At 45.5% G+C, this 21,610-nt stretch carries 20 protein-coding genes; 10 read left to right on the top strand and 10 right to left on the bottom strand.

The window, feature by feature from the left end; translation table 11 throughout:
• Positions 1 to 13: 13 nt before the first annotated feature.
• Positions 14 to 529 carry a peptide deformylase gene (gene def, locus HRH59_RS17750; RefSeq protein WP_173502612.1) on the bottom strand — a complete coding sequence of 172 codons (516 nt, stop codon included), beginning with the start codon at positions 527 to 529 and terminating at the stop codon, positions 14 to 16.
• A gap of 123 nt (positions 530 to 652) precedes the next feature.
• Here def and HRH59_RS17745 point away from each other — a divergent pair, with 123 nt between their 5' ends.
• Genes HRH59_RS17745 through HRH59_RS17730 form a run of 4 tightly spaced genes read left to right on the top strand, consistent with a single transcriptional unit; the run spans position 653 to position 3,911 of the window.
• Positions 653 to 1,762, top strand: coding sequence for a LysM peptidoglycan-binding domain-containing protein (locus HRH59_RS17745; protein ID WP_173502611.1), 1,110 nt, complete (start codon positions 653 to 655; stop codon positions 1,760 to 1,762).
• 26 nt (positions 1,763 to 1,788) lie between these two features.
• Entirely contained in the window at positions 1,789 to 2,880 is a 1,092-nt protein-coding gene (dprA, locus tag HRH59_RS17740) for a DNA-processing protein DprA (protein ID WP_173502610.1), read from the top strand.
• A gap of 2 nt (positions 2,881 to 2,882) precedes the next feature.
• On the top strand, positions 2,883 to 3,356 hold the full coding sequence (locus HRH59_RS17735; RefSeq protein WP_173502609.1) for a DUF494 family protein: 474 nt from the start codon (positions 2,883 to 2,885) through the stop codon (positions 3,354 to 3,356).
• A 15-nt stretch (positions 3,357 to 3,371) separates the two neighbouring features.
• On the top strand, positions 3,372 to 3,911 hold the full coding sequence (locus HRH59_RS17730; RefSeq protein ID WP_173502608.1) for a DNA topoisomerase family protein: 540 nt from the start codon (positions 3,372 to 3,374) through the stop codon (positions 3,909 to 3,911).
• Positions 3,912 to 3,927: 16 nt separating this feature from the next.
• Here the strand turns inward: HRH59_RS17730 and HRH59_RS17725 are convergent, their stop codons facing one another.
• Positions 3,928 to 5,061: a 5-(carboxyamino)imidazole ribonucleotide synthase gene (locus HRH59_RS17725; RefSeq protein ID WP_173502607.1), complete on the bottom strand. Its 1,134-nt coding sequence runs from the start codon at positions 5,059 to 5,061 to the stop codon at positions 3,928 to 3,930.
• Positions 5,058 to 5,549, bottom strand: coding sequence for a 5-(carboxyamino)imidazole ribonucleotide mutase (gene purE / locus HRH59_RS17720; RefSeq protein ID WP_173502606.1), 492 nt, complete (start codon positions 5,547 to 5,549; stop codon positions 5,058 to 5,060). The genes HRH59_RS17725 and purE overlap by 4 nt, the downstream gene beginning before the upstream one ends.
• Before the next feature lie 119 nt (positions 5,550 to 5,668).
• Here purE and HRH59_RS17715 point away from each other — a divergent pair, with 119 nt between their 5' ends.
• Positions 5,669 to 6,223, top strand: coding sequence for a Sua5/YciO/YrdC/YwlC family protein (locus HRH59_RS17715; protein ID WP_173502605.1), 555 nt, complete (start codon positions 5,669 to 5,671; stop codon positions 6,221 to 6,223).
• Between the two features lies 1 nt (position 6,224).
• On the top strand, positions 6,225 to 7,160 hold the full coding sequence (gene hemF / locus HRH59_RS17710) for an oxygen-dependent coproporphyrinogen oxidase (protein ID WP_331460208.1): 936 nt from the start codon (positions 6,225 to 6,227) through the stop codon (positions 7,158 to 7,160).
• On the opposite strand, the gene HRH59_RS17705 is transcribed toward hemF, so the two are convergent.
• The 5 genes from HRH59_RS17705 to HRH59_RS17685 all read right to left on the bottom strand — a co-directional run bounded on the left by HRH59_RS17705 (position 7,152) and on the right by HRH59_RS17685 (position 13,450).
• A complete protein-coding gene (locus tag HRH59_RS17705) occupies positions 7,152 to 7,922 on the bottom strand; it encodes a LytR/AlgR family response regulator transcription factor (protein WP_173502604.1) in 771 nt (256 codons plus the stop codon). The genes hemF and HRH59_RS17705 overlap by 9 nt on opposite strands.
• Positions 7,919 to 8,956: a sensor histidine kinase gene (locus tag HRH59_RS17700; protein WP_173502603.1), complete on the bottom strand. Its 1,038-nt coding sequence runs from the start codon at positions 8,954 to 8,956 to the stop codon at positions 7,919 to 7,921. Before HRH59_RS17700 ends, HRH59_RS17705 begins: the two co-directional genes overlap by 4 nt.
• Before the next feature lie 111 nt (positions 8,957 to 9,067).
• A complete protein-coding gene (locus HRH59_RS17695) occupies positions 9,068 to 11,497 on the bottom strand; it encodes an ABC transporter permease (protein WP_173502602.1) in 2,430 nt (809 codons plus the stop codon).
• A gap of 24 nt (positions 11,498 to 11,521) precedes the next feature.
• Complete coding sequence (locus tag HRH59_RS17690) at positions 11,522 to 12,193, bottom strand: ABC transporter ATP-binding protein (RefSeq protein ID WP_173502601.1); 672 nt, start codon at positions 12,191 to 12,193, stop codon at positions 11,522 to 11,524.
• On the bottom strand, positions 12,194 to 13,450 hold the full coding sequence (locus HRH59_RS17685) for an efflux RND transporter periplasmic adaptor subunit (RefSeq protein WP_173502600.1): 1,257 nt from the start codon (positions 13,448 to 13,450) through the stop codon (positions 12,194 to 12,196).
• A 1,804-nt stretch (positions 13,451 to 15,254) separates the two neighbouring features.
• Here HRH59_RS17685 and lanKC point away from each other — a divergent pair.
• Positions 15,255 to 17,906, top strand: a complete 2,652-nt coding sequence (gene lanKC, locus HRH59_RS17680) for a class III lanthionine synthetase LanKC (RefSeq protein WP_173502599.1) — start codon at positions 15,255 to 15,257, stop codon at positions 17,904 to 17,906.
• A complete protein-coding gene (locus HRH59_RS17675; protein ID WP_173502598.1) occupies positions 17,899 to 19,458 on the top strand; it encodes an ATP-binding cassette domain-containing protein in 1,560 nt (519 codons plus the stop codon). Before lanKC ends, HRH59_RS17675 begins: the two co-directional genes overlap by 8 nt.
• Here the strand turns inward: HRH59_RS17675 and HRH59_RS17670 are convergent.
• A complete protein-coding gene (locus HRH59_RS17670) occupies positions 19,455 to 19,877 on the bottom strand; it encodes a group II truncated hemoglobin (RefSeq protein ID WP_231702558.1) in 423 nt (140 codons plus the stop codon). The genes HRH59_RS17675 and HRH59_RS17670 overlap by 4 nt on opposite strands.
• Positions 19,878 to 19,906: 29 nt before the next feature.
• Here HRH59_RS17670 and aroE point away from each other — a divergent pair, with 29 nt between their 5' ends.
• Together aroE and HRH59_RS17660 are read left to right on the top strand one after the other, a co-directional pair.
• Positions 19,907 to 20,719, top strand: coding sequence for a shikimate dehydrogenase (gene aroE / locus HRH59_RS17665; RefSeq protein ID WP_173502596.1), 813 nt, complete (start codon positions 19,907 to 19,909; stop codon positions 20,717 to 20,719).
• Positions 20,719 to 20,955: a DUF1488 family protein gene (locus HRH59_RS17660; protein ID WP_173502595.1), complete on the top strand. Its 237-nt coding sequence runs from the start codon at positions 20,719 to 20,721 to the stop codon at positions 20,953 to 20,955. The genes aroE and HRH59_RS17660 overlap by 1 nt, the downstream gene beginning before the upstream one ends.
• Here HRH59_RS17660 and HRH59_RS17655 read toward each other — a convergent pair.
• Positions 20,952 to 21,485 (bottom strand): gamma carbonic anhydrase family protein, encoded by a 534-nt coding sequence (locus tag HRH59_RS17655; protein ID WP_173502594.1) that lies wholly within the window; start codon positions 21,483 to 21,485, stop codon positions 20,952 to 20,954. The two genes, HRH59_RS17660 and HRH59_RS17655, sit on opposite strands and share 4 nt — an antisense overlap.
• Positions 21,486 to 21,610: the final 125 nt, after the last annotated feature.

The following is a 21,610-nucleotide window of genomic DNA, read 5'->3' as shown; positions in this document are numbered from 1 at the left end:
GGTATGTCCTGTTTTAAAGCGCGTGGCGCTGGGCCATTTTGGCTTCTTTTTCCAGTTTTTTCCGGATGCGGTCACGTTTCAACGGTGACAGATAATCAATAAACAATTTACCAACTAAATGGTCCAGCTCGTGTTGCAGGCATATCGCCAGCAAGCCGTCGGCTTTTAATTCAAACCAATTGCCGTTTTTATCCTGAGCTTTTACGGTTACTTCGGCGGCGCGCTCTACCGTGGCGTAGTTCTGCGGTACCGACAAACAGCCTTCCTCGTAGCTGGTTTCGCCGCTGCGGGCGATGATTTCCGGGTTGATAAATACCATCGGCTCGTTGCGATCTTCTGATACGTCGATCACCACCACGCGTTGGTGCACGTTAACCTGAGTTGCCGCCAAACCGATACCGTTTTCGTCGTACATGGTATCAAGCATATCAGCCACTAATTGCTGAGTTTCAGCGTTAACTGTTGCAACGGGTTTGGCGATAGTGCGAAGCCTTTCGTCCGGGAAATGTAATACATGTAAAACTGCCATAACACCTACAAAAATATGCGTTGTTTCAAAGGTTGTGGTATGTTTTAATTTTAGCCATTAATCCGCTGTATTAACAGCTTAGTGTGCAATAATTACAACAAGATCGAGCTGAAGGATGCTGGCATGCTGAAAAAATTCGCAATTGTGGTCACTTTAACCGTAATAAGTGGCTGGTTTACCGTGTTTGCGGACGTATTGAAGATCCGCGAAGATGCGCCCGCCAATTATGTGGTGAAAAAGGGCGACACCTTATGGGATATTTCTGCGCTGTATCTGAATGAGCCCTGGCTATGGCCGCAACTGTGGCAAATGAACCCGCAAATTGACAATCCGCACCTGATTTTCCCCGGCGACACCCTGACCCTGGTGTTTGATGCACAGGGCAAACCACGGCTGGTCGTAAATGACAATGTGAAGCGGTTATCCCCCGGCATCCGTAAAACCATGAAAGGCGGCGATGCAATAAGCACCTTGCCGCTGAGTATGATCCGGCATTACTTAACCTTTGAACAAGCGCTAAGCGAAGAGCAAATTAACGCCTTACCTTATATTCTTGGTTCCAACGCCAACGTTAAAAATTCAGTTAGTGACCATATTATTTATGCCAAGGGTGTACTGGATGCCGGCGCATCTTATGGTGTGTACCGTAAAGGTAAACCTTACATTGATAGTGAAACCGGCACCTTGCTGGGCTATGAAACTAATTTAGTGGCTACCGCCCGTGCATTTCGTAGCGGCCGTGAGGCGACTGAAGATACACCGACAGAAGCGGCGTCATTAAATGTGCTCAGCGTGAAGCGCGAAATTAAACAAGGTGACCGCTTAATGCCGGCTTTAGAAGGCCAGGCATTACCGGCGTTCTTTGTGATGACTAAACCGGATTTTGACGTCAATGGCACCATTATTGATACCACGTCGAACATGCGCGAGTTTTCCAAGTGGGATATCGTGGTATTAAACCGCGGCAATTTACAGAATGTTAAAGCCGGCCATATGCTGGGCATTTATCGCAATTCGCCAATAGTGATTGACGGTGAAGCCGGCCCGGTTTATGTGGAAGATGCCAACAAGCTGCAAAAAATGTTTAAGAACTTTGGCGACAGTACTATTGCTTTACCGCGCGAAAAAGTGGGTGAGTTAATGGTATTTAAAGTGTCTGAGCAAACCAGCTTTGCTATTGTCACCAAAACACAGCGTCCAATCAGGGTGGGAGATTTAATCGCCAACCTGTAAGTCAATTTATATGGAGCCGGTTTGCCATGGACGATATCCGCAACTGGCTCGCTTTAGCTACTGTGCATGGCCAGGATGGCCTGAAGTTCCAACGTTTAAGCGAGCAAATTCCGTTAGCTGAACTGGTAAAGTTACCTGCCAGCACCTTACGTAATATTGGTTTTACCGAACGCCAGGCTTACTTGCTGGCGCATGAAGCGAAGCCCAAAGTTGCTCACGCCCTGCAATGGCTGGAACAAAGCGATACTCACCACGTTATTACCTATCAGGATCCGCGCTACCCGGCTTTGTTAAAACAAACCAAACAACCACCGTTGTTATTGTTTGTTAAAGGCGACCCTCAGGTATTGGCACAGCAACAACTGGCGATGGTGGGTAGCCGTCAACCTACACCAACCGGACGCAAAGTCGCGCAAAGTTTTGCGGCAGAATTATCGCAGCAGGGTTATGTCATAACCAGTGGTATGGCGCGCGGCATTGATAGTGAGAGCCATAAAGGCGCCTTGCAGGCCGGCGGGCTAACCATTGCAGTGTTAGGGCACGGCCTGGAACAAGTTTATCCCGTGTCTAACAAAGCGCTGGCACAAGCGATAGCAGAGCAAGGCGCGTTAGTGTCGGAGTATTTTCCGGATGTGCAGGCCCGGGCCGAATGGTTTCCGCAGCGTAACCGTATTGTTGTTGGTTTAAGTATCGGTACTATAGTGGTAGAGGCTGGGTTGAAAAGTGGCACTTTAATCAGTGCTAATCTGGCGGCAGAATACAGCCGTGATGTGTTTGCGGTGCCCGGATCCATTTACAGCCCGCAATCGGCCGGTTGCCACGCATTGATCCAACAAGGTGCTAAACTGGTGACATCGGTGGCCGATATATTGGAAGAATGGAGCTTTTTTAGTAAAAGTTGTCTAAGAATTGAGCCTGAACAGGAAAAAAGTACTGAAACAGACTTGTTTGCCCGTCAGTTGTTGGCTAACGTAGGAGATGAAGTTACCGCAGTTGATCTGATTGCACAGCGCGCCGGCCTGGTGATAGCTGATGCAACTATAGCGCTGTTACAGCTGGAGTTAGCTGGTGAAGTAGCAGCAGTTCCCGGTGGCTACATTAGAGTGAGGAGTGCCTGAGTATGTTTGATATCCTCGTTTATCTGTTCGAAAACTATATCCACAATGAATCTGACATTTACGTTAATCATGCCGATCTGACCAAAGAGTTAAGCCGGGCAGGTTTTCATGACGACGATATCTTCAAAGCGCTAAAATGGCTCGACAACCTGTCTGCGCTGCAGGAAAGTCATGTTAAGCCATATTTATCAAAAGGCATCTCCAATGCCACCCGTATTTATTGCGCGGCGGAATTGGCAAAGATGGATGTTGAGTGTCAGGGCTTTTTGCTGTTTCTGGAGCAAATTAATGTACTGGATGCGGTTACCCGTGAGATGGTTATCGACAGGGTGATGGATCTGGACAGCAACAGCATTAGCCTGGAAGATTTAAAATGGGTGGTATTGATGGTGCTGTTTAACGTACCAGGCCACGAAAATGCCTATGCCCAAATGGAAGATTTAATTTTTGATGAACCTGAAGGGCCGCTGCATTAAGCGGCCTTACCCTTTATGACCGACGATTCCGCCTTGTTTGAACTGCCGCAACAGCAGCAGCTATGTCCGTTATGCCAGCAGCCGTTGGCAATGAAATCAGGTAAAAACGGCCCTTTTCTCGGTTGCAGTGCTTATCCGGCCTGCAACTATATTAAGGCGTTACACCAGCATGAAACCAGCATAGTTAAAGTGCTGGATAGCGAAGCCTGCCCGCAGTGTGGTAATGCCCTGGCAGTAAAAAACGGTCGCTACGGCATGTTTATTGGCTGTACAGATTATCCACGCTGTAATTTTGTCGTGCATGAACAAAATGAGCAACCGGAAGCAGAGCGTTTAGCCTGCCCGAAATGCAAACAGGGCCAACTGACAGAGCGGGTTAATAAGTTTGGCAAAGCATTCTGGGGTTGTGACAACTATCCCAAGTGCAAGTTTTTGCTAAATGACAAACCTATTGCCGGCAGCTGCGTCAGTTGTGGTTTCGATTTACTGGGAGAAAAGAAAGGCGTGTTGTACTGCGCTGATAAAAAATGCGGGGCAAAACAGCCGGCAGCCTGAGCTACCGGCCGGGGTGTCAGTTTAACCGGTCTGCCATTTGTGCCAACTCAGGAAAAGCCGCTGCGGGTAATAGTGCGATCAATTGCTCAAAGCGTTGCTTCAGTTGCGCGTTATTGTCTGCCGATAAATTAATATGCCCCATCTTACGACCGGCGCGTTTGCTTTTACCATACCAATGTAAGTGTAACCCTGGCAGTGCCAGAATTTGCTCCGGCACCGTGTCTTCGCCAAGAATATTCACCATCAAACTCGGGCGCAGCAGCGCTGTGCTGCCCAGCGGCAAAACGCACACAGCCCGTAAGTGCTGTTCAAACTGACAAACATCAGCGCCTTGTTGGGTCCAATGGCCGGAGTTGTGTACGCGGGGGGCTATTTCGTTAACCAACAGCTCGCCATTAACATCAAAAAATTCAATCGCCAGCACGCCAACATAATTCAGCTGATTTGCGACTGCGGTAAACATTTGCTGTGCTTGCTGTTGCAGTTGTTCATTGCCTGCTATTGCTAATGACACGCTCAGTACGCCATTAACATGATGATTTTCTGTTAGCGGATATACCTGTACTTCACCGCGGCTGTTACGGGCGCCAATCAATGACACTTCACGTTGAAACGGAATAAACTGCTCAGCCACTATAGCTTGTTTGTTATCGGCGGCCAGAAAGGCACTGATGTCCTGCCATAGCGCAGCGGCCTGCCCGGGCTGCTTTAAGCGCCACTGACCTTTGCCGTCATAACCGGCCAGCGCGCTTTTAAATACCAGCGGCAAGCCCAGCTTACTGATGGCGGCATTAAAATCGGCTTCATTATTAATAATATGATAGCTGGCAGAGCGCACACCGGCGCTGTCCAGTAATTGCTTTTCTAACCGGCGATCGCCGCCGGCTTTAATCGCCGCTTCACCCGGAAAAAACTTACCGCTTTGCTGGCACTGCGCTAATACCGGCAGTGGAATATGTTCAAACTCGGCGGTAACCACATCAGCATCGGCAATGGCATTAGCCAAACCTTTGCCCAAATTCTGCTGCGTTAGCGGATGTACTATGCTGTCGCTGTTGACATCATAGGCGCTGATACTGATGTTCAGCGGAGCACCGGCCAGTGCCATCATCCGCGCCAGTTGGCCGGCGCCCAGCACTAATACCTTCATAACGGCACCTGTGATGGGTCAGGCTGGCTTAACACCATATCGGTTTGCGCCTGGCGAAAGGTATCAATTTTTGTCATCAGCTCCGGGCTGTGGGTAGCCAGTATTTGTGCTGCCAGCAAGCCGGCATTAGCGGCACCGGCGTCACCAATGGCTAGGGTGCCCACCGCAACGCCTTTTGGCATTTGCACAATAGATAATAGTGAGTCGAGGCCTTTTAACGCTTTAGATTGTACCGGTACGCCTAGTACCGGCAGGCTGGTGAATGCAGCGGCCATGCCAGGTAAATGTGCTGCACCGCCGGCGCCGGCAATAATTACTTTTAAACCGCGACTGGCGGCGCTGCCGGCGTAATCGGCCAGTAGTTGCGGTGTACGATGTGCGGAAACAACTTTGGTTTCATAGGCAATACCGAACTTATCCAGCATATCAGCGGCGTGTTTCATAGTGGGCCAGTCTGAAGTTGAACCCATGATGATGCCAACTTGCATTGTTGTTTCCTTCTGTACGTGATGAACTAAAAGCGTGAAGGCGCTATTATAGCCAGTTGCGCAACTGAAGAAAATTTTAACTGTGTTTTTCGTATAATTATCCGGAGAAGTAGCGACAAATGGCAGAACTGGAGTTGGTATTACAGGCCTTACAGCAAGGTGGCGTCATAGCCTATCCGACTGAGGCGGTATATGGTCTCGGTTGTGATCCGGACAATGAGGCTGCGGTACTGGCGTTACTGGCAATTAAGCAGCGGCCGGTGGAAAAGGGGCTTATCCTGATTGCCGCTAACTATTCGCAGTTACTGCGCTATGTGGATGACAAAGCCATTCCACCGGGAAAGCGCTATCAGATATTTTCCAGTTGGCCCGGCCATATCAGCTGGGTGCTACCGGCCAGCAAAACAGCACCTAAATGGATCACCGGCCAGTTCAATACTATTGCGGTAAGGGTAAGTGCGCACCCGGTAGTACAACAGTTATGCAGTGCTTATGGCAAGCCGCTGGTATCAACCAGTGCCAATTTGTCCGGTCAACCGGCCATCACCGACAAAGTTGTGCTGCAACAAAGTCTCGGTGACAAGTTGTCTGCTATTATGCCCGGGCCTTTGGGTGGGGCAACCCAACCCAGTCAAATTCGTGATGCCATCAGCGGCGATATCGTTAGGAGTTAACGTGACAACCAACCAACCACAGCAGCATTTGGCTGCAGTGCAGCAGTTTTTGCAGCAATTACAGGACAACATCTGTGCTGCGCTGGAGCAAGCAGATGGTAAAGCGCTGTTTGTTGAAGACGCCTGGCAGCGGCCCGAAGGCGGCGGTGGTAAAAGCCGGGTGCTAACCGGCGGTAAGCTATTTGAGCAGGCGGGGGTAAATTACTCGCATGTATTTGGTGCCAATATGCCTGCCTCGGCTACGGCGCACCGGCCGGAGTTAGCCGGGCGTAGCTTTAACGCCTGTGGTGTGTCATTGGTTATTCACCCGACTAATCCATATATACCGACCACGCATGCCAATGTGCGGTTTTTTATTGCTGAGAAAGACGGTGAAGCGCCGGTGTGGTGGTTTGGTGGTGGTTTTGATTTAACGCCTTATTATCCGTTTGAAGAAGATGTGGTGCATTGGCACCAAACCGCTAAAACGGCAGTCGATCCTTTTGGCGCTGAATACTACCCCGCGTATAAAAAATGGTGTGACGACTACTTCTACTTAAAACACCGTAGTGAAACCCGGGGTGTTGGCGGGCTGTTTTTTGATGATTTAAATGCGCCCGGCTTTGAGCAAAGCTTTGCCCTGATGCGTGCTGTTGGCGAAGCTTTTATTCCGGCGTATTTGCCGATAGTTGAACGGCGTAAAGATACGCCATACGGTGAGCATCAGCGTCAGTTCCAGCTATACCGTCGCGGCCGCTATGTTGAATTTAATCTGGTGTATGACAGGGGTACCTTGTTTGGCCTGCAAAGCGGCGGGCGCACTGAATCCATTTTAATGTCGATGCCGCCGTTGGTGCGCTGGCAATATGGCTATCAACCAGAGGCGGGTAGTGCAGAAGCGTTATTGTATCAGCGTTATCTTCAACCGCAGGACTGGCTGCAGCCTGTCCTAGCTTGATTCAATCCATCGTCTGAATTCGGGAGTCTTGTGTGAGCTGGTTAAGCAATAGTCGCTAATGCCTTCGAGAGAGATCTGGAGTTTGTCTTTGCCGTAGCTTTGTATCAGAGAGATAGCCTGAATGTTTATTATTTCATTGCGGTTTATGCGGAAAAAAAGATTTGGGTCAAGCTGCTCCTCAAGGCTACTTAAGGTGAAATCATGCATTGGGTAATAGTTGGCCTGATTATCAAAGGCAAACAAGCCTGTTTGATCCAACTTAAATAAAACTACGTTCTTCACATCAAGCAATTGCATGCCTTTAGGGCGTTTAATCGTGAAGCGCGTTTTATAAACCTTTGTTTCTGAGCGCAAGGTTTGATTAATGAGGCTGAGAAGGCTTGAATCTAAAGTTTTCGGTGTATGGTCGTGAAATCGATGAAACTTCTTCAATGCTTGTTCCAGCCGATCTTTGTCATAGGGTTTTAGTAAATACTCGATGCCGTTGCTCTGGAAGGCATCCAATAGGTAATCATTGTAGGCAGTGGTAAAAATAATCGGGCATTTGGGAGGGAAAATCTCAAACGCAGAAAAAACATGGCCTCCTCGAATCTCAATATCTGAAAATATTAAATCAATAGCATGTTTGTCTTGCATGAAGTTTTTAACCTCACTTACAGAGCTAATCCAGCCAAGAACATTTGCATTCGGTTCAATTTGAGATAGCAGGTTTTGCAAATGGTTTGCTGCATGGATTTCATCTTCAATGATTAGGATATTCATAGGTCGGTGATCTCCTTTATTAAAGGAATCTGAACAGAGAAAAACTCTTCAGACTTATTGATTAAAACAGGTGAGGACGTCAACATGGCATATCTGGCTTTCAGGTTTGCAAGGCCTGTTTTGGTAGAAGCAACGACGCCATTGACAACTCTTCGTTGATTTAAAACAGTAATGGTTTCTTCTTGGATATAAATGTGAATATCCAGCACTTCAGTACTACTGGCTTCATTGTGTTTGATGGCATTTTCTACCAGAGTTTGTAAAGCACCCGGAGGTAGATACCAACTTACCGGATCATCAATGTAATGATCTATTTTTAAGTGGTAAGCATCTCCAAATCGGATATTGCTGATCGATACATAAGTTTTGGTAAAGTTGACCTCTTCGGCAAGACTTATAACATCGTGATCTCTGTTTCTAAGCATGAAGCGGTATAACTCCGCCAAACGAATCACATAAAGCTGAGCTTGCGGTTGATTAACCTCAATTAATGAAGATAACGTATTGAGACTATTGAATAAAAAGTGAGGTGCCACTTGCTCATGCAGTAGTTTTAACTTTGCTGCTGCGCGCGCCTTTTCAGCACTAATCCGCTTGTTGTTTTCTGCTTTTAGTCTGTGATGATAGGCAAAAGATAAGTAAGTACTGGAAAAAATGATGTGCACGTAAAAGAAAACAAATAGCATATTGCCTATGACATACATCCAATTCATCATCCATGGCTCGTCACTTCCCATCATTACTAAAGAACGGATGAGTAACCATATCAAAGTGACGAGAAGTGAGGCCGCCAAACCAGAAATCAGAATAATTTTAATAAAGGAAAAAATGGACTGCGGCTTAGTTGAAACATCATTAAGACGAATAGTAAAGCGAGTAGTGATCAAGCTTATCAGGCAATAAATAGCCAGACCAATATGCTCAACTGGATGATAAAAATTAGTTTGACCGTATTGCTGGATGACTGCCAGATTGATGTAAAGGAAGGTGGCAACCGCTAAGACCAGCAGGCTGATGAACCTGGCACTTCGCATTAAGTTTGTCTTTAAGTTAAATTTACCCGGTTCCAGTATTGCACTTAACAAGCTTAAGGTAAATATGATGTGACATATTTGAATTTGATATATCACATCAAAAGATCGAATTTATACTTCGCGCTTGAGTAAAGTGGATAAAGAGTATTGGCGAAAGAGCGAAAGTGATAGAAACGTGATACCTAAAACCAGCCCTATTGCGCTTAGTGGCGCCATGGTAAATAGCCAGTAGTTTAGCGGGACTTGCATACTAAAGCTGCTCAACCAGTTTGTGGTTAACCACCAAGCAATTATGATGGCTACCAGAGATGCGAATGTCACGGTGAAAAGGAATTGCCGGCTTAGCAGCAACACCAACTTTGTCATAGAGGCACCAAGCACTTTTCTTATCGCAAGCTCAGACAGTCGCCGTTGTGTGCTGTAGCTAGCACAGCCCATTAGCCCAAAGCTAACAATCATTACTGTCATAGCGGTTGCCAGAGCGGTGAGCTCACCATTTAATTGATCATTCTGATGTAGTTGTCTAAAGCGACTACTAAGAAGCTCTATAGCAGGCAAATCCTTATCTGAGACGCGTTTCCAACTTTGCTCAAACAAGCTCTTAGCAAACCGTTCTGCGTCGTTTTCAACGTGTAGAATGATGCTGGCATCCGATAACATTGGCATGCCCGTTACTAATACTTGTGGGCGCATTGGCTGATGAATTGATGTCAGATAATAGTTATCGACGATACCTACAATCAGCGCAGATCGAGCGTATGAAAAGTCGGGGTGCTCTGAAAAATCAAGTCGTTTCCCCAGTGCTTGTTCGGCGCTACTCCAGCCTAGAGCTTGTACAGCGAGCATATTAAGCACGACTGGAAACTCTTGCCCTCTCTGATAACCATTTTTTGTCAATGTCATATCTTCGATGTTCAGTTCCCGCCCCGAAAGTAGAGGAATATTCAGCGTTGAAATGAAATCAGGATAGATATTGTTTACCATCACATTCGGCAGTTTTAACTCAGGCCTAAGCTGTCGCCGCACTTGCATAAACAGGGCTTTATCTTCTGTTGGTATAGCATCGGCGGCGCTGACAGAGATGATATTTGAGTGTTGCTTCAGTTCAAACTGCAGGTGCGCGAAGCGTTGCTGTAAAAATTCATTATCAATGTGCATCGCAACCAGACGGTTACTTGATGAGTAACCGACCGGAATTTGTTGCAACATTTTGAGTTGCAACGCAATATGACCAACCCATATGAGCAGAGCGATGGAAACAACCAACTGAAGGAACAATAGTGTTTGCTGAAACCAACGGCCAGAACGACCTCTAAGCCCCGCTCCTCGCAAGGCACTTAAAATAGCTAAGTTTGACAAAGTCAGTGCTGGATAGAAACCGGCTGTGACTGAGATTATAAGGTATCCAGTGAACAAAAGTGCAAGATATGTCGGGGTTAGCAGCTGATAAATAGTCAGTTCTCTTTGCAGGTAATGCCCGAAATATGGCAGCAATAATGCTGACAATAAGAATGCTATGGCCGATGCAAATAAAGTAAAAAGTGCTGACTCGAGCAGGAACTGCCACATAAGCTGTGTTTTAGATGCTCCTGAGATCTGACGGACGCCAACTTCCAACGCTCTTTTGCTTGCCAAAGCTGTTGCGAAATTGATGTAATTAAACAAGGCAACAAAAAGAACAATAATAGCTATTGCAACAAATAAGTAAAACTGAACTTTACTCCCATTGAATTTCATCTCGCCGATACTACTTCCATTTAAATGGATGTCCGATGTTTTAAGCAAGTGAAACTCTAGTTCTAATTGTGGAACAATATTCTTAAGTGGCTGAGCCAACGTATCTGATATAAGTTTGCGATCAGAGTCTTTTGGTGACTTGGTAAATTGAACATAGGTGTAGAAGTCGTTGCGCATCCAGCTATCAAGGCGACCATTTCCTTCAATCATAACCAATGAATCTATAGAGGCGATGGCTGAAAACTGTAAGTGAGTTTCCTGCGGCAATTCGTCCAAGATCGCCACGACCGTCCAGATATTGCCGTCATGATCTTGGAACGTTTGTTGTAAGGCTTCCGCAGTGCCAAAAAGGTTGATGGCGCTACTTGCTGTGAGCGCAATCGAGCCTGGTTTCTGGTAGACCGACTCAATTGAGCCTTGTTGTACAGTTATCTTGAAAAAGTCAACAAGGCTTGGGTCGGTATAGGCTACTTGCTCCAAAGTGTTTACCAGCTGTCTATTGTGTACTGTTAGCGACTGACGATGAATCCTTAGCGCATTTGTTATCAACTGTTTTTGCAAAAGATAAGGGGCCATGTTCCCTGCAACTTGCGCTAGCCTGGAGTTATCAAGCGAGTTGAATTGAATATCGAGACGATAGCTGATGGCGGGGTGCTGCTTGTCATAACTGATTTCCTGCATGAGGAACGTCAGAATCATTAAGCTAGATGTAAGACCAATTGCCAAGCCTGTAAGGTTTAATAGCTGGTACCTCAACTGGCTCTTGAAATGACGTAATGCTGTCAGTAAATAATGAAACCACATAAAATTATCCTGCTTTTTAAACGCTCAATTTTGTGTTTGAAGATGGAAGCCATCTTTCATCTGGATTAAGCGACCAGCATAGTTTGCATGCTCTTTGCTGTGTGTAACCATCAAGATAGTTGCGCCTTGCGCGTTCAGTTCTCGTAGCAACAGCATCACTTCCTTGCCAATGCTTGAGTCAAGGTTACCTGTAGGTTCATCAGCAAGAATGATCTTAGGCTGGCCGCTTAGAGCTCTGGCTATTGCGACACGTTGCTGTTGCCCACCTGATAACTGCTGAGGCATATGCGAACTGCGATGGGCAATACCAAGACGCTCCATCAACTCATCAACTCTATGGTGTCTTGCTTTGCGCTCTCGGCCTTGATAAATCAAAGGAAGCTCAATATTTTCAAAGACACTCAATTCATCAATAAGATTGAAATTCTGGAAAATGAAGCCGATGTTTTTCTTTCGAAATAACTGCTGCCTATTTGGAGACAATGCATTAAGGTTTTTTCCTTCAAACCAGTAGTTGCCGCTATTAATAGGCTCTAACAGGCCTAATACATTTAGCAGGGTGGATTTACCACTACCTGATGGGCCTGTTACTGCAATAAAGTCACCTGCATCTATCTCCAGATCAATCGCATTTAGCGCTTGTGTTTCTATGTGCTCAGTGGTGAATGATTTTGATACTTTTTCCAAAATGATCATTTAAGTCTCCGGTTTAAAAGTAATGTGTGGCTGATTTTCGAATGGACGGTAGGTGGATGTAATGATTTTTTCACCTTCACTGAGCCCTTGCAGAACTTCGATAAAAGTGGAACTTTGACGTCCAATCGCAATCATTCTCTTGGTTGCGGTATTCTCCTCGTTTAGCACATAAACCCAGTGACCACCGGTTTCATTCAGGTAGTGACCGGCTGGGATAACCAGTTGGTTTTCGGATTGCGCAAGCGCTAAACCAATAATAATGTTCTGGCCGCGAGTTAGATTTTCTGGCATCTCCTCATCGAAGGTTAAATCTATTTTGAAACGACTATTTTTTACTTCTGGGTAAATTCTATCTACAACAACTTGATAAGAAATAGAATTGATAGTAATAGAAGATTTTTGACCTACAAAAAGCCTTGAAAGGAAGAATTCATCGACGTCAGCTTGAATCTTAAAGACTGAAACCTGGTCAATTTGCCCAAGACGTTCCCCCCTGGCTTTGGATTCACCAAGTTTGGCGTTTAAAGATGAGATGCGGCCTGATATGGGAGCTGTGATCGTTAGGTTATCAAGGTTGTTTCTGGCAAACTCAAGATTGCGCTGAAGTTGTTCAACGCTGTCTTCAAGTTGTTGAAGCTGAGCGACTCGCCGCTTTTCATCCAGTTGTTGGCTTGCTACGGTTAATTCACGACTGCGGCGCAAGAATTGTATGTCTTCCTGTATTTTCAGCACTTCATCTTGAGTAACAACTTTTCTATCTTCAAGCACTTTTAACTGGCGAAGGCGTCGATCATGCTGTGCGATGCGGTAATCCAGCTCTGCGAGTTCTTTATCAAGGCGGAGACTATTCTGCTCAACAGCAAGTCGGGTATTTTGTAAATTATTTAGCTGCTCAGATATCTGTGCTTCACGAGAGATGACATCAAGCTGCAAACTTGTGTTACTTAGTAGCAATAAGGGCTGCCCCTGACTAACCATGGCCCCATCTTCCACTAAAACTTGTTCAACCCGTCCTCCCTCTATGGCATCGAGAAAAATAGACACTTCAGGTACCAAAGTGCCTCGAATGGTTACCGTTTCAGCAAAATCTCTGTAGGTAACTTTCTGGATCTCTACACCTTCTACAGATGCGCGGTAGTGCTGGCTGGCTGGTGCAATCAGTGACCAGGAAAGGGCGCCGAAAAAACCAGTAGAAGCGATGGCTGCCCAGTACCAGCGTTTAAATTTGCTCTTCTTTTTGAGGATGACTTTATCCATCAGATAGCTCCTTAGAGGAATAACTTGTCCCGAATCTTAGTTTTTAAGAAATGAAAGAGATAGCAGACAATTGGTGAGTGCAGATTTTTGGTAACTGAGCGCCTAAATCAAGAGCTTGTGTACATTCGCCTGATTTAAAGAAGCCTGTTGAGCAAGCTGTTGCAACAAAAAGTTATTTATGTGACTCAATGCAGAAAAAATGAGTTTTAGTTCGGATTTTTTTCTCGGGATCTCTGAATTTCACCGGTTAAATGTAGGCAAATCGATTTGATATTAATTTTTTATTCGACAATGATTGTTCTCGCAGTCCAAGGAAACTATAAGCGGAGAATACAAATGAATAACGTAATCGCACTTCAAATGTTAAATGCCACAGAATCAAACTATCAGGCTATGGGGTCAGCAATGAGTATTTTCTGTGGAGTGGACCGTTAGCCCGGAGGCATTATGAAAGCAGATAGTGAAGAGCGTGATGATTTTTCAGAAGAAATTGTTAATTACTTTTGTGATATTCATCCTGGTTAACCTTTAATTGAAATAAAGGTGGGCATTTCATCGATTATTAAATCGTAATTATTGTTTTGCCATTAATTTTTGCTCTGTTAGAGCTTTGGTGTGTTGAGCATTTTTGAATGCTGTTTTTCAACATTATTTTTAACTTAACTAAAATAGCGTATCAAGGAGATTGTAAATGTCTAATGTATTAGCATTACAAACCGTTGCTGCATCAAAAGATGGCAGCGCAGAGATTCAGGGCTTGTCTTCATTGTGGAGTCTGCGCTGCCGCTGCGACATTGTTATTGAGTAACATAAATAGAAACACACAACACAAGGAGAAAATCATGTCAAATGTACTAGCATTACAAACCGTTGCCGCTTCAAAAGATGACAGCGCTGAAATTCAGGGTCTATCATCACTGTGGAGTCTGGGTTGTCGGTGCGACATTGTTATCCAGTAATCATAAATAATGTAAAAGGAGAAACTCATGTCAAATGTATAAGCGTTACAAACTGTAGCCGCTTCAAAAGATGTCAGCGCTGAAATTCAGGGTCTATCGTCACTGTGGAGTCTGGGTTGTCGTTGCGACATTGTTATCCAGTAATCTTAAATAATGTAAAAGGAGAAAATCATGTCAAAAGTATTAGCGTTACAAACTGTTGCCGCTTCAACAGATGACAGCGCTGAAATTCAGGGTCTATCGTCACTGTGGAGTCTGGGTTGTCGTTGCGACATTGTTGTTCAGTAATCTTAAATAATGTAAAAGGAGAAAATCATGTCAAAAGTATTAGCGTTACAAACTGTTGCCGCTTCAACAGATGACAGCGCTGAAATTCAGGGTCTATCGTCACTGTGGAGTTGGGGTTGTCGCTGCGACGTTGTTATTGAAAGATGATAAGCAGCGCAAGGAGAAAATCATGTCAAATGTATTAGCATTGCAAACCGTCTCTGCATCAAAAGATGATAGCGCAGAAATTCAGGGGCTGTCGTCATTGTGGAGCTGGGGGTGCCGCTGTGATGTTGTTGTCAATTAAAGTTGGATGGGTTTTTCCACTGCGCTGCAGCAGCTCGTAAAAACCTGATAGCCAAAAAGGGCCGCCTTTGTTGCGGCTCTTTTTTTATGAAGAAAAAGATATAACTTAACCGGCTATGAGTTTTTTCCATCTGGGCAAGAAGAATAGCCGGAATGTGAGCAAAGCCATATTTTCCGCATTCAGCATTGGAAATTAGACATTAACTAGTTTCCTAATTGTCGTTTGAGTAAGCAAAAGCCATAGTGGTTGCATAACTCAACGGAGGTGCTTTATGTACTGGATAGAAAAAAGAGCGGGCCGGGAACTATTTAATTATGTTTTCTGCAGCTCCAGGAAATATACAAGTATTGCAGATTATCGGTCGGAATGCTGTGATTACTACCCACTAGTAAGTGGTCTGATAGGTTCTGGCTGGGGGCTACATTATTCGGCGGGTATATGGGCCAAAGTGTTACCGGAAAACTATTTGTCCGTTAACTCAGGTTTTAAGATCCACCTATCATGCAATAGCCAAAACGGTGAAAAAATGTTGTCTGCAGTTGTTCCGTATTTACTTAACAAGCGAGTGGCTTTCAAATTTATTGTAGATAGAAGATGTCACTCTTATGTTAACTCTCAAATGTGCACTAAGTCGGCTTCAGGGAAGTTTATCACTGTTTATCCCCAGTCCAATGAGGAGTTTAAGAACGTTGTCCGAGAGTTGGTTGCCTTAACTTTGGGTTTTGATGGTCCTTATATACTGTCGGACAAGCGTATGGAGGGCTCCAAAGTAGTCTTTTATCGCTTTGGTGCTTTTCTTGAGCGGAGTGACTTGAATGTACGTGCAGAAAGAACGCAGTTGGTGCAGTTACCGTCAGGTAAGTGGAGTGTAGATAAAAGGACTCCGTTTTTCTCTTTGCCAGAAGGTGTATCCGATCCTTTCGGCGATGCCCCTGAATATCCTGCGGAAGTCATCATCCATAACCGTTATCGTGCGAAAGGGTGGTTGGGTGACTCGAATAAAGGTGGAGTATATTTGGCTGAGGATCTGGAAACTGGGTTGGATGTGGTACTCAAAGAGGTTCGACCACACATCAATGATGATGCGGATGGAATTTCTGACTCAATTAGTTTGCTATTTAATGAAGAAAAAGCTCTGGTCTCATTAAAAGATACCGGTGTGGTGCCTCAAGTATTGGACTCCTTTGTTGAATGGGAGAACTCATTCTTGGTGTTAGAAAAGTTACCCGGTATTACTTTAGGTACACTTCGGGCGCAAGAAACTTTTTCGTTGTGCCTGGCAACGAATCCAACTCGTGAACGTATCATTGAATTTTATCAGGCATTGCTCGACATCGCCGAAAAAGTTCTAGAAGCCATTTATCGTGCTCATGATGCCGGCGTCTACATTGTGGATGTAGCTCCACAAAACTTTATATTTGATGAAGTTAGCGGAAAAGTTTGGTTAATCGATCTGGAAGCTGCGCGATTTGTTGGTGATGAGAGAGCTGCTCAAATTGGCACTTTAGGCTATGCCGACAATCCTGGGCAAGGTAAGCCTTTTGATGCTCAGTTAGATCTTTCTGCTGCAGCTAACGTCATTTACAACCTGGTCTGTCCGGTAAACGAGCTTTTTCCGCTGAACCCAGACTTGAAAGCGTCTTTATTGGAGTACATTTCAACTTATGTAGGCGGCAGTGTGGAGGTAAATCGTTTTATTTTGGGTATCTCTGCTGATCGCGATAAAAACCTGGCACTGTTAGCAGCTGCCAAGGCTAGCTTGGCGGGAATGAAGCAACCTCAGCATGAGGCCTGTTATGCATTGCAGCAAAATGGTTATGTTCAGTTGCAAAAAAGGCTTGCTGCCGGCATTCAGAAAAACCTGTCTGTTATGGAGGGTAAACTGGATTATCGCCCTGACTATAGAGCCGCAATCGTGGGTGACTTGTCACTCTACCACGGTGCCTCAGGGATTCTTTTATCGCTGAAGCAATCGAAAGCAGAGATTAAACCAGAGGTCATAGCGGCTTACATCGCCGGAGTAAAAGCCACTAATGTGCAGCAAGTTGTACCTGGGCTTGGAGTTGGACTGGCTGGTATTGCAAAAACCCTCATGGAGCTTGGTGAGCTCGGATTGGCAACTGAGGTTTTGCAGCAGGCGCTCAACTCGGAACTCTTGTTTGACAGCTTTGATATTTTTTATGGCGCTTCCGGGGTAGGTTTGATTGCACTGGAGCTGTATAAAACTACTAATGAGCCCATGCTACTTGAGCGTGCTGAGTGCATTGCTGGGCGAATTTGGGATGAGTTAGGGCTGGAAGCTCCTGATGATGCCAAAATCATCCACAACGAGGAGGTTTTCAGCGGTTATTATCATGGAGCGTCAGGGCTAGCTTGCTTTTTTACTGAATTAGCCGAGCTTAGCTCAGCCCGGAACTGGTTTTTAGCTGCTGAGGTTTGTATTAACTTCGAGCTACGGCAGGCGCAACAACATGTAGACGGCTATCTTACTTGGTTCCGCTCAGACAAACGCCAAGTTACCAGTCCATATTTACGCGTTGGTGCAGCAGGTATCATGCACGCTTTACTTCGTTGCTACCGACACTCAGGCAACGCTATCTACCTTGAGGCTTGTGAGCAGGCAGCCCTGTACTTGCGAAATAAAATTTCAGTAACGCCCGGTTACCTTAATGGTTTCTCTGGTATTGGTTTTATTTTCATTGAGTTATACGAGGTAACTTCAAATATCACTTACTTGGCAGAAGCCAAGCGTTTGGGTGCTCTAGTCCAGCTGTTTTCATTTGGTAACGAGCACGAACTGTCGGTTGCTGGTGAAGATAGCCTAAGGCCGGCAGATGACCTGGGTTCAGGTTCCGCTGGATGTCTCTTATTTATTAGTCGCTTGATTGGTGCTTGTGCAGCAGAGGAATTCCAACATGCTTAAGAAACTGGTTAATTTATTTCAACGCCATAAAAAACTGGCTTGGTTTGTTATACTTGCCAATGCCCTTATTGCGCTAACTAAAACAGTGGTAGATCCTATCGTGCTCAAGCTGATGGTAGATGATGCACTGACTAATAAGAATATGGATTTATTCCTGATCTTGGTGATTCTCTCAGTGTTTTTATCTGTGGGGTTGAGAACTGGTCTGTATTTTATCGCAATTTACAAGCAGAAGCTGATCAATAAAATGACTAGTGACAAGACGGGAGAGATGTTAGGCGTCTACTTTCAGTTACCTTATCAGAAAGTGAATGAAAAAGGGGAGGGGTATTACATCAGCCGAGTCTATGATGAACCTGCAAAAGTATCGCAACAAGTGGTTGGGCTCTCTGTCTCTGTTTTTGAGGCTATGCTTTCTCTGGTTGGAGCGCTCGCCATATGTATTTATTTATCTTGGGAAGTTACCTTTGCTTTGTTGATTATCGTTCCGGTTTTGTTCGCCCTTTCACGAAAGTATGGTAGTAAGATTGTCCGTCTGAGTGAGCTGGAGGGAGAAACGCAAGCGAGTTTCCGCGAAGATATGATACGTTGTCTTGAGACGTATAAATTAAGTCGGATCTTTAGCTTGCAACAGCGTGTCTCGCAGTCGGCATTACGTGTGTTGGGTACGCATCTTGATTCGAATTATGAGCGAAACAAAACATCGCAAGCGTATCAAACGTTATCTAATATTTTTCTGTCACTAGCTGAGTCCGCGGTGTTGGTAATTGCTGCTTTAGCCGTTTTCTTTGGCAGTATGACAGTTGGGGGCTTGCTTGCTTACATGAGTGGATTCTGGAAAATGATGAACTCTATAGTCGGTCTGGTTGAACAGTTCCCTAAGCTGGCGCATCTGTCTGCATTTGTTGATCGGATCAACTCATTGAAAGATGATGCAGAAAAGCCACTCACTAGTGTGGCAAATAACGTTGTTCTACAGCATGCGGCGATAGGTTATGGTGCAGAGCATATTTTAAAGGATGTGAGCTTTCAGGTTGATAAAGGAGAACGTTGCCTGATTCAGGGAGGCAATGGTAGTGGCAAAAGCACTTTATTACATGCCATCAGTGGTTTCATCCCATTAAATGCAGAGAGCCATATCCCCGACCAATCCAGAGTGAGTGCCTTATTAGCTCCATTGACCTTTTTCAAAGGCTCGCTGCGTGAACACTTAAAATTTGATGAGTTAGAACCATCTGCTCAAATGCAACTTGAATGCATTCTGAAAGACTTTGATTTGTTGGATAAGCTGGATGATGATCCTCAACATTTTTCGGAAGGGCAAAAACGTAAAGCGCAAGTGGCTTTGAGCTTGGCTAAAGAGGCAGATGTGTATATTTTTGATGAACCTCTGGCAGCTGTGGATACCAACAGCAAAGATATTATCATGGGCTGGATTAATCGCTGTACTCAGAATAAAACGGTCTTTATGGTTTTACATGGCGATGAGAAATATCACCGGGACTTTAACCGACATTTAGCTTTAAGCGGAGGGCAAGCCTCCTTAAGTTAACAATTAATCATATGGCTCGCCAGTTGGCCTATCGACTGGCGAATACCATCACGTAGCAATTTATTTTCTACCACCTCATCCAGTGCTTTATCCATGCAAAACATCCACTGATCGCGCAGTTTTTCATCCACCGGGAATGGTAAATGCCGGGCGCGCAGACGCGGGTGGCCATATTGCTGTTCAAACAACGGTGGGCCGCCAAGCCAGCCGGATAAAAACTGGAAGAACTTTTGCCGGATAGTATCCAGCGGCAGTGGATGAATAGCATACAGCTGAGCTGCTTTCGGAGCGCTTTCCATAATGTCGTAGAAGCGATTAGCCAACCGGCGCACTGTTTCTTCGCCGCCCATCATAGCGTAAGGCGTTTGCTCCGGTGTAGGATGTGGCTTGCTATTTGGCGTGGTTTTATTAAAAATCATTTGTATCAATTTCTTTATGGACATCACTTGTGGACCGTTATGCTGTATTCGGTAATCCGATAGGCCACTCAAAGTCGCCCTTTATTCATGCACAGTTTGCTGCCGCATTGGGCGAACAACTGCAATACGACGCTATTTTAGCACCGCTGGATGGTTTTGCCGACAGCTGGCAGCGCTTTGTTGCTGCCGGTGGTAAAGGCGGTAATGTGACTGTGCCGTTTAAAGAGCAAGCCTACCAGTTAGCAGAGCGGCTTTCTGACAGAGCAAGACAAGCCGGCGCGGTAAATACACTTTATATAGATAGCGCAGGTAAGCTTTGCGGCGACAACACCGACGGTATCGGTCTGGTGGCTGATTTAAAACGGCTGGGTGTTAATCTGGCTGGCATAAATGTATTGCTGCTCGGTGCCGGCGGTGCCAGCCGTGGCGCCATTGGCCCTTTGTTGGCTGCTGGTGTTAAACAGCTGGTATTGGCCAACCGTACTGTCAGTAAAGCGCAAGCTATAGCAATTAATTTTGACCAAAGAGTAGAGGCGTGTGGTTATACTGATATCCTCGGCCTGGATTATCAGTTAGTGATTAACGCAACGTCATCCGGCTTAAATGGCGAACGGCCTGATATTAACGTCAGTCATCTTCAGTACTGCCAACTGGCTTACGATATGTTATACGGTGCTAAGCCCGCGCCGTTTTTGCAATGGGCAAAAGTTGCAGGAGTGCCGCAGCAAGCCGATGGTTTGGGTATGTTAGTGGGGCAGGCAGCAGAAGCGTTTTACATTTGGCGGGGTAAAAGGCCGGATATTGCAGCAGTGTTGAAATTACTAAAGCAGCAGCTGGCGTAATGAACCAACAACTGATCTTTAATAATGACGTTGTCTTTGATGTGACCAGACAAGCGGTTAGCTTCAGTTGCCTGGTCAGTGGCTTAAAAGTGCACTGCTATATTCCTCTGCCGGCAGAGCAGCAAGCAGAAGCGTACTTGCAGCAAATAAAGGCAGACGCATTTCACTGGGAAGACGCTGCCGAACAGGCGATAGCTGACGACGCTTATAACAGCGCAGGCGAGATCTGGCTTTAAGCTTCTGCCAGATACTCGTTCTTTAATATTACATAGTTGGCAGCTGACTCTGCTAAAAAGGCTTTCTCAGCATCATTAAGTGGCCGTGCCTGTTTCACCGGACTGCCCACATATAAATAGCCACTCTGCAGACGCTTACCGGGTGGTACTAAACTGCCGGCACCGATGATCACCTCATCTTCTACTATAACGTCATCCATTACGATAGCGCCCATACCCACTAAGATGCGATTACCGAGCGTGCAGCCGTGCAGCATCACTTTATGCCCAACAGTAACATCTTCACCGATAATCAGCGGTGAGCCGTCAGGTTTGTTGCTACTGCGGCGGGATAAATGCAATACCGAACCATCTTGTATATTAGTGCGGGCACCAATACGGATAAAGTTCACATCGCCGCGTGCAGCGACTAAAGGCCAGATACTGACGTCTTCAGCTAATTCAATATCACCCACCAGCACGCTGGACTCATCTACATATACCCCTGGTGCCAGTTTCGGCGTTATACCTTTATAAGCTCGTATTGTCATAATGTCCTCCAATGCTGCGTTATTATGCAGTAAATGTATTAAAAAAGCGCTTTTCGAGCAATTTTTCTGCGAACGATCTCAAAAGCATAAGTTTTCTTAAATAACCGCTTGCAGGTATTTCAAAA

Origin of the sequence: Rheinheimera lutimaris (assembly GCF_013283795.1) — a bacterium.
GTDB lineage: Bacteria > Pseudomonadota > Gammaproteobacteria > Enterobacterales > Alteromonadaceae > Alishewanella > Alishewanella lutimaris.
The sequence above is the reverse complement of the archived record's forward strand: the minus strand, read 5'-3'. Positions and strand labels throughout refer to the sequence as shown.

Coding starts and splice junctions, on each gene's coding strand:
- lanKC (WP_173502599.1), top strand. CDS start 15,255: ATGTACTGGATAGAAAAAAGAGCGGGCCGGGAACTATTTAATTATGTT.
- dprA (WP_173502610.1), top strand. CDS start 1,789: ATGGACGATATCCGCAACTGGCTCGCTTTAGCTACTGTGCATGGCCAG.
- purE (WP_173502606.1), bottom strand. CDS start 5,549: ATGCAAGTTGGCATCATCATGGGTTCAACTTCAGACTGGCCCACTATG.
- def (WP_173502612.1), bottom strand. CDS start 529: ATGGCAGTTTTACATGTATTACATTTCCCGGACGAAAGGCTTCGCACT.
- HRH59_RS17735 (WP_173502609.1), top strand. CDS start 2,883: ATGTTTGATATCCTCGTTTATCTGTTCGAAAACTATATCCACAATGAA.
- HRH59_RS17690 (WP_173502601.1), bottom strand. CDS start 12,193: ATGATCATTTTGGAAAAAGTATCAAAATCATTCACCACTGAGCACATA.
- HRH59_RS17705 (WP_173502604.1), bottom strand. CDS start 7,922: ATGAATATCCTAATCATTGAAGATGAAATCCATGCAGCAAACCATTTG.
- HRH59_RS17700 (WP_173502603.1), bottom strand. CDS start 8,956: ATGCGAAGTGCCAGGTTCATCAGCCTGCTGGTCTTAGCGGTTGCCACC.
- HRH59_RS17675 (WP_173502598.1), top strand. CDS start 17,899: ATGCTTAAGAAACTGGTTAATTTATTTCAACGCCATAAAAAACTGGCT.
- HRH59_RS17745 (WP_173502611.1), top strand. CDS start 653: ATGCTGAAAAAATTCGCAATTGTGGTCACTTTAACCGTAATAAGTGGC.
- HRH59_RS17730 (WP_173502608.1), top strand. CDS start 3,372: ATGACCGACGATTCCGCCTTGTTTGAACTGCCGCAACAGCAGCAGCTA.
- HRH59_RS17670 (WP_231702558.1), bottom strand. CDS start 19,877: ATGATTTTTAATAAAACCACGCCAAATAGCAAGCCACATCCTACACCG.
- HRH59_RS17655 (WP_173502594.1), bottom strand. CDS start 21,485: ATGACAATACGAGCTTATAAAGGTATAACGCCGAAACTGGCACCAGGG.
- HRH59_RS17695 (WP_173502602.1), bottom strand. CDS start 11,497: ATGTGGTTTCATTATTTACTGACAGCATTACGTCATTTCAAGAGCCAG.
- HRH59_RS17685 (WP_173502600.1), bottom strand. CDS start 13,450: ATGGATAAAGTCATCCTCAAAAAGAAGAGCAAATTTAAACGCTGGTAC.
- HRH59_RS17715 (WP_173502605.1), top strand. CDS start 5,669: ATGGCAGAACTGGAGTTGGTATTACAGGCCTTACAGCAAGGTGGCGTC.
- HRH59_RS17660 (WP_173502595.1), top strand. CDS start 20,719: ATGAACCAACAACTGATCTTTAATAATGACGTTGTCTTTGATGTGACC.
- HRH59_RS17725 (WP_173502607.1), bottom strand. CDS start 5,061: ATGAAGGTATTAGTGCTGGGCGCCGGCCAACTGGCGCGGATGATGGCA.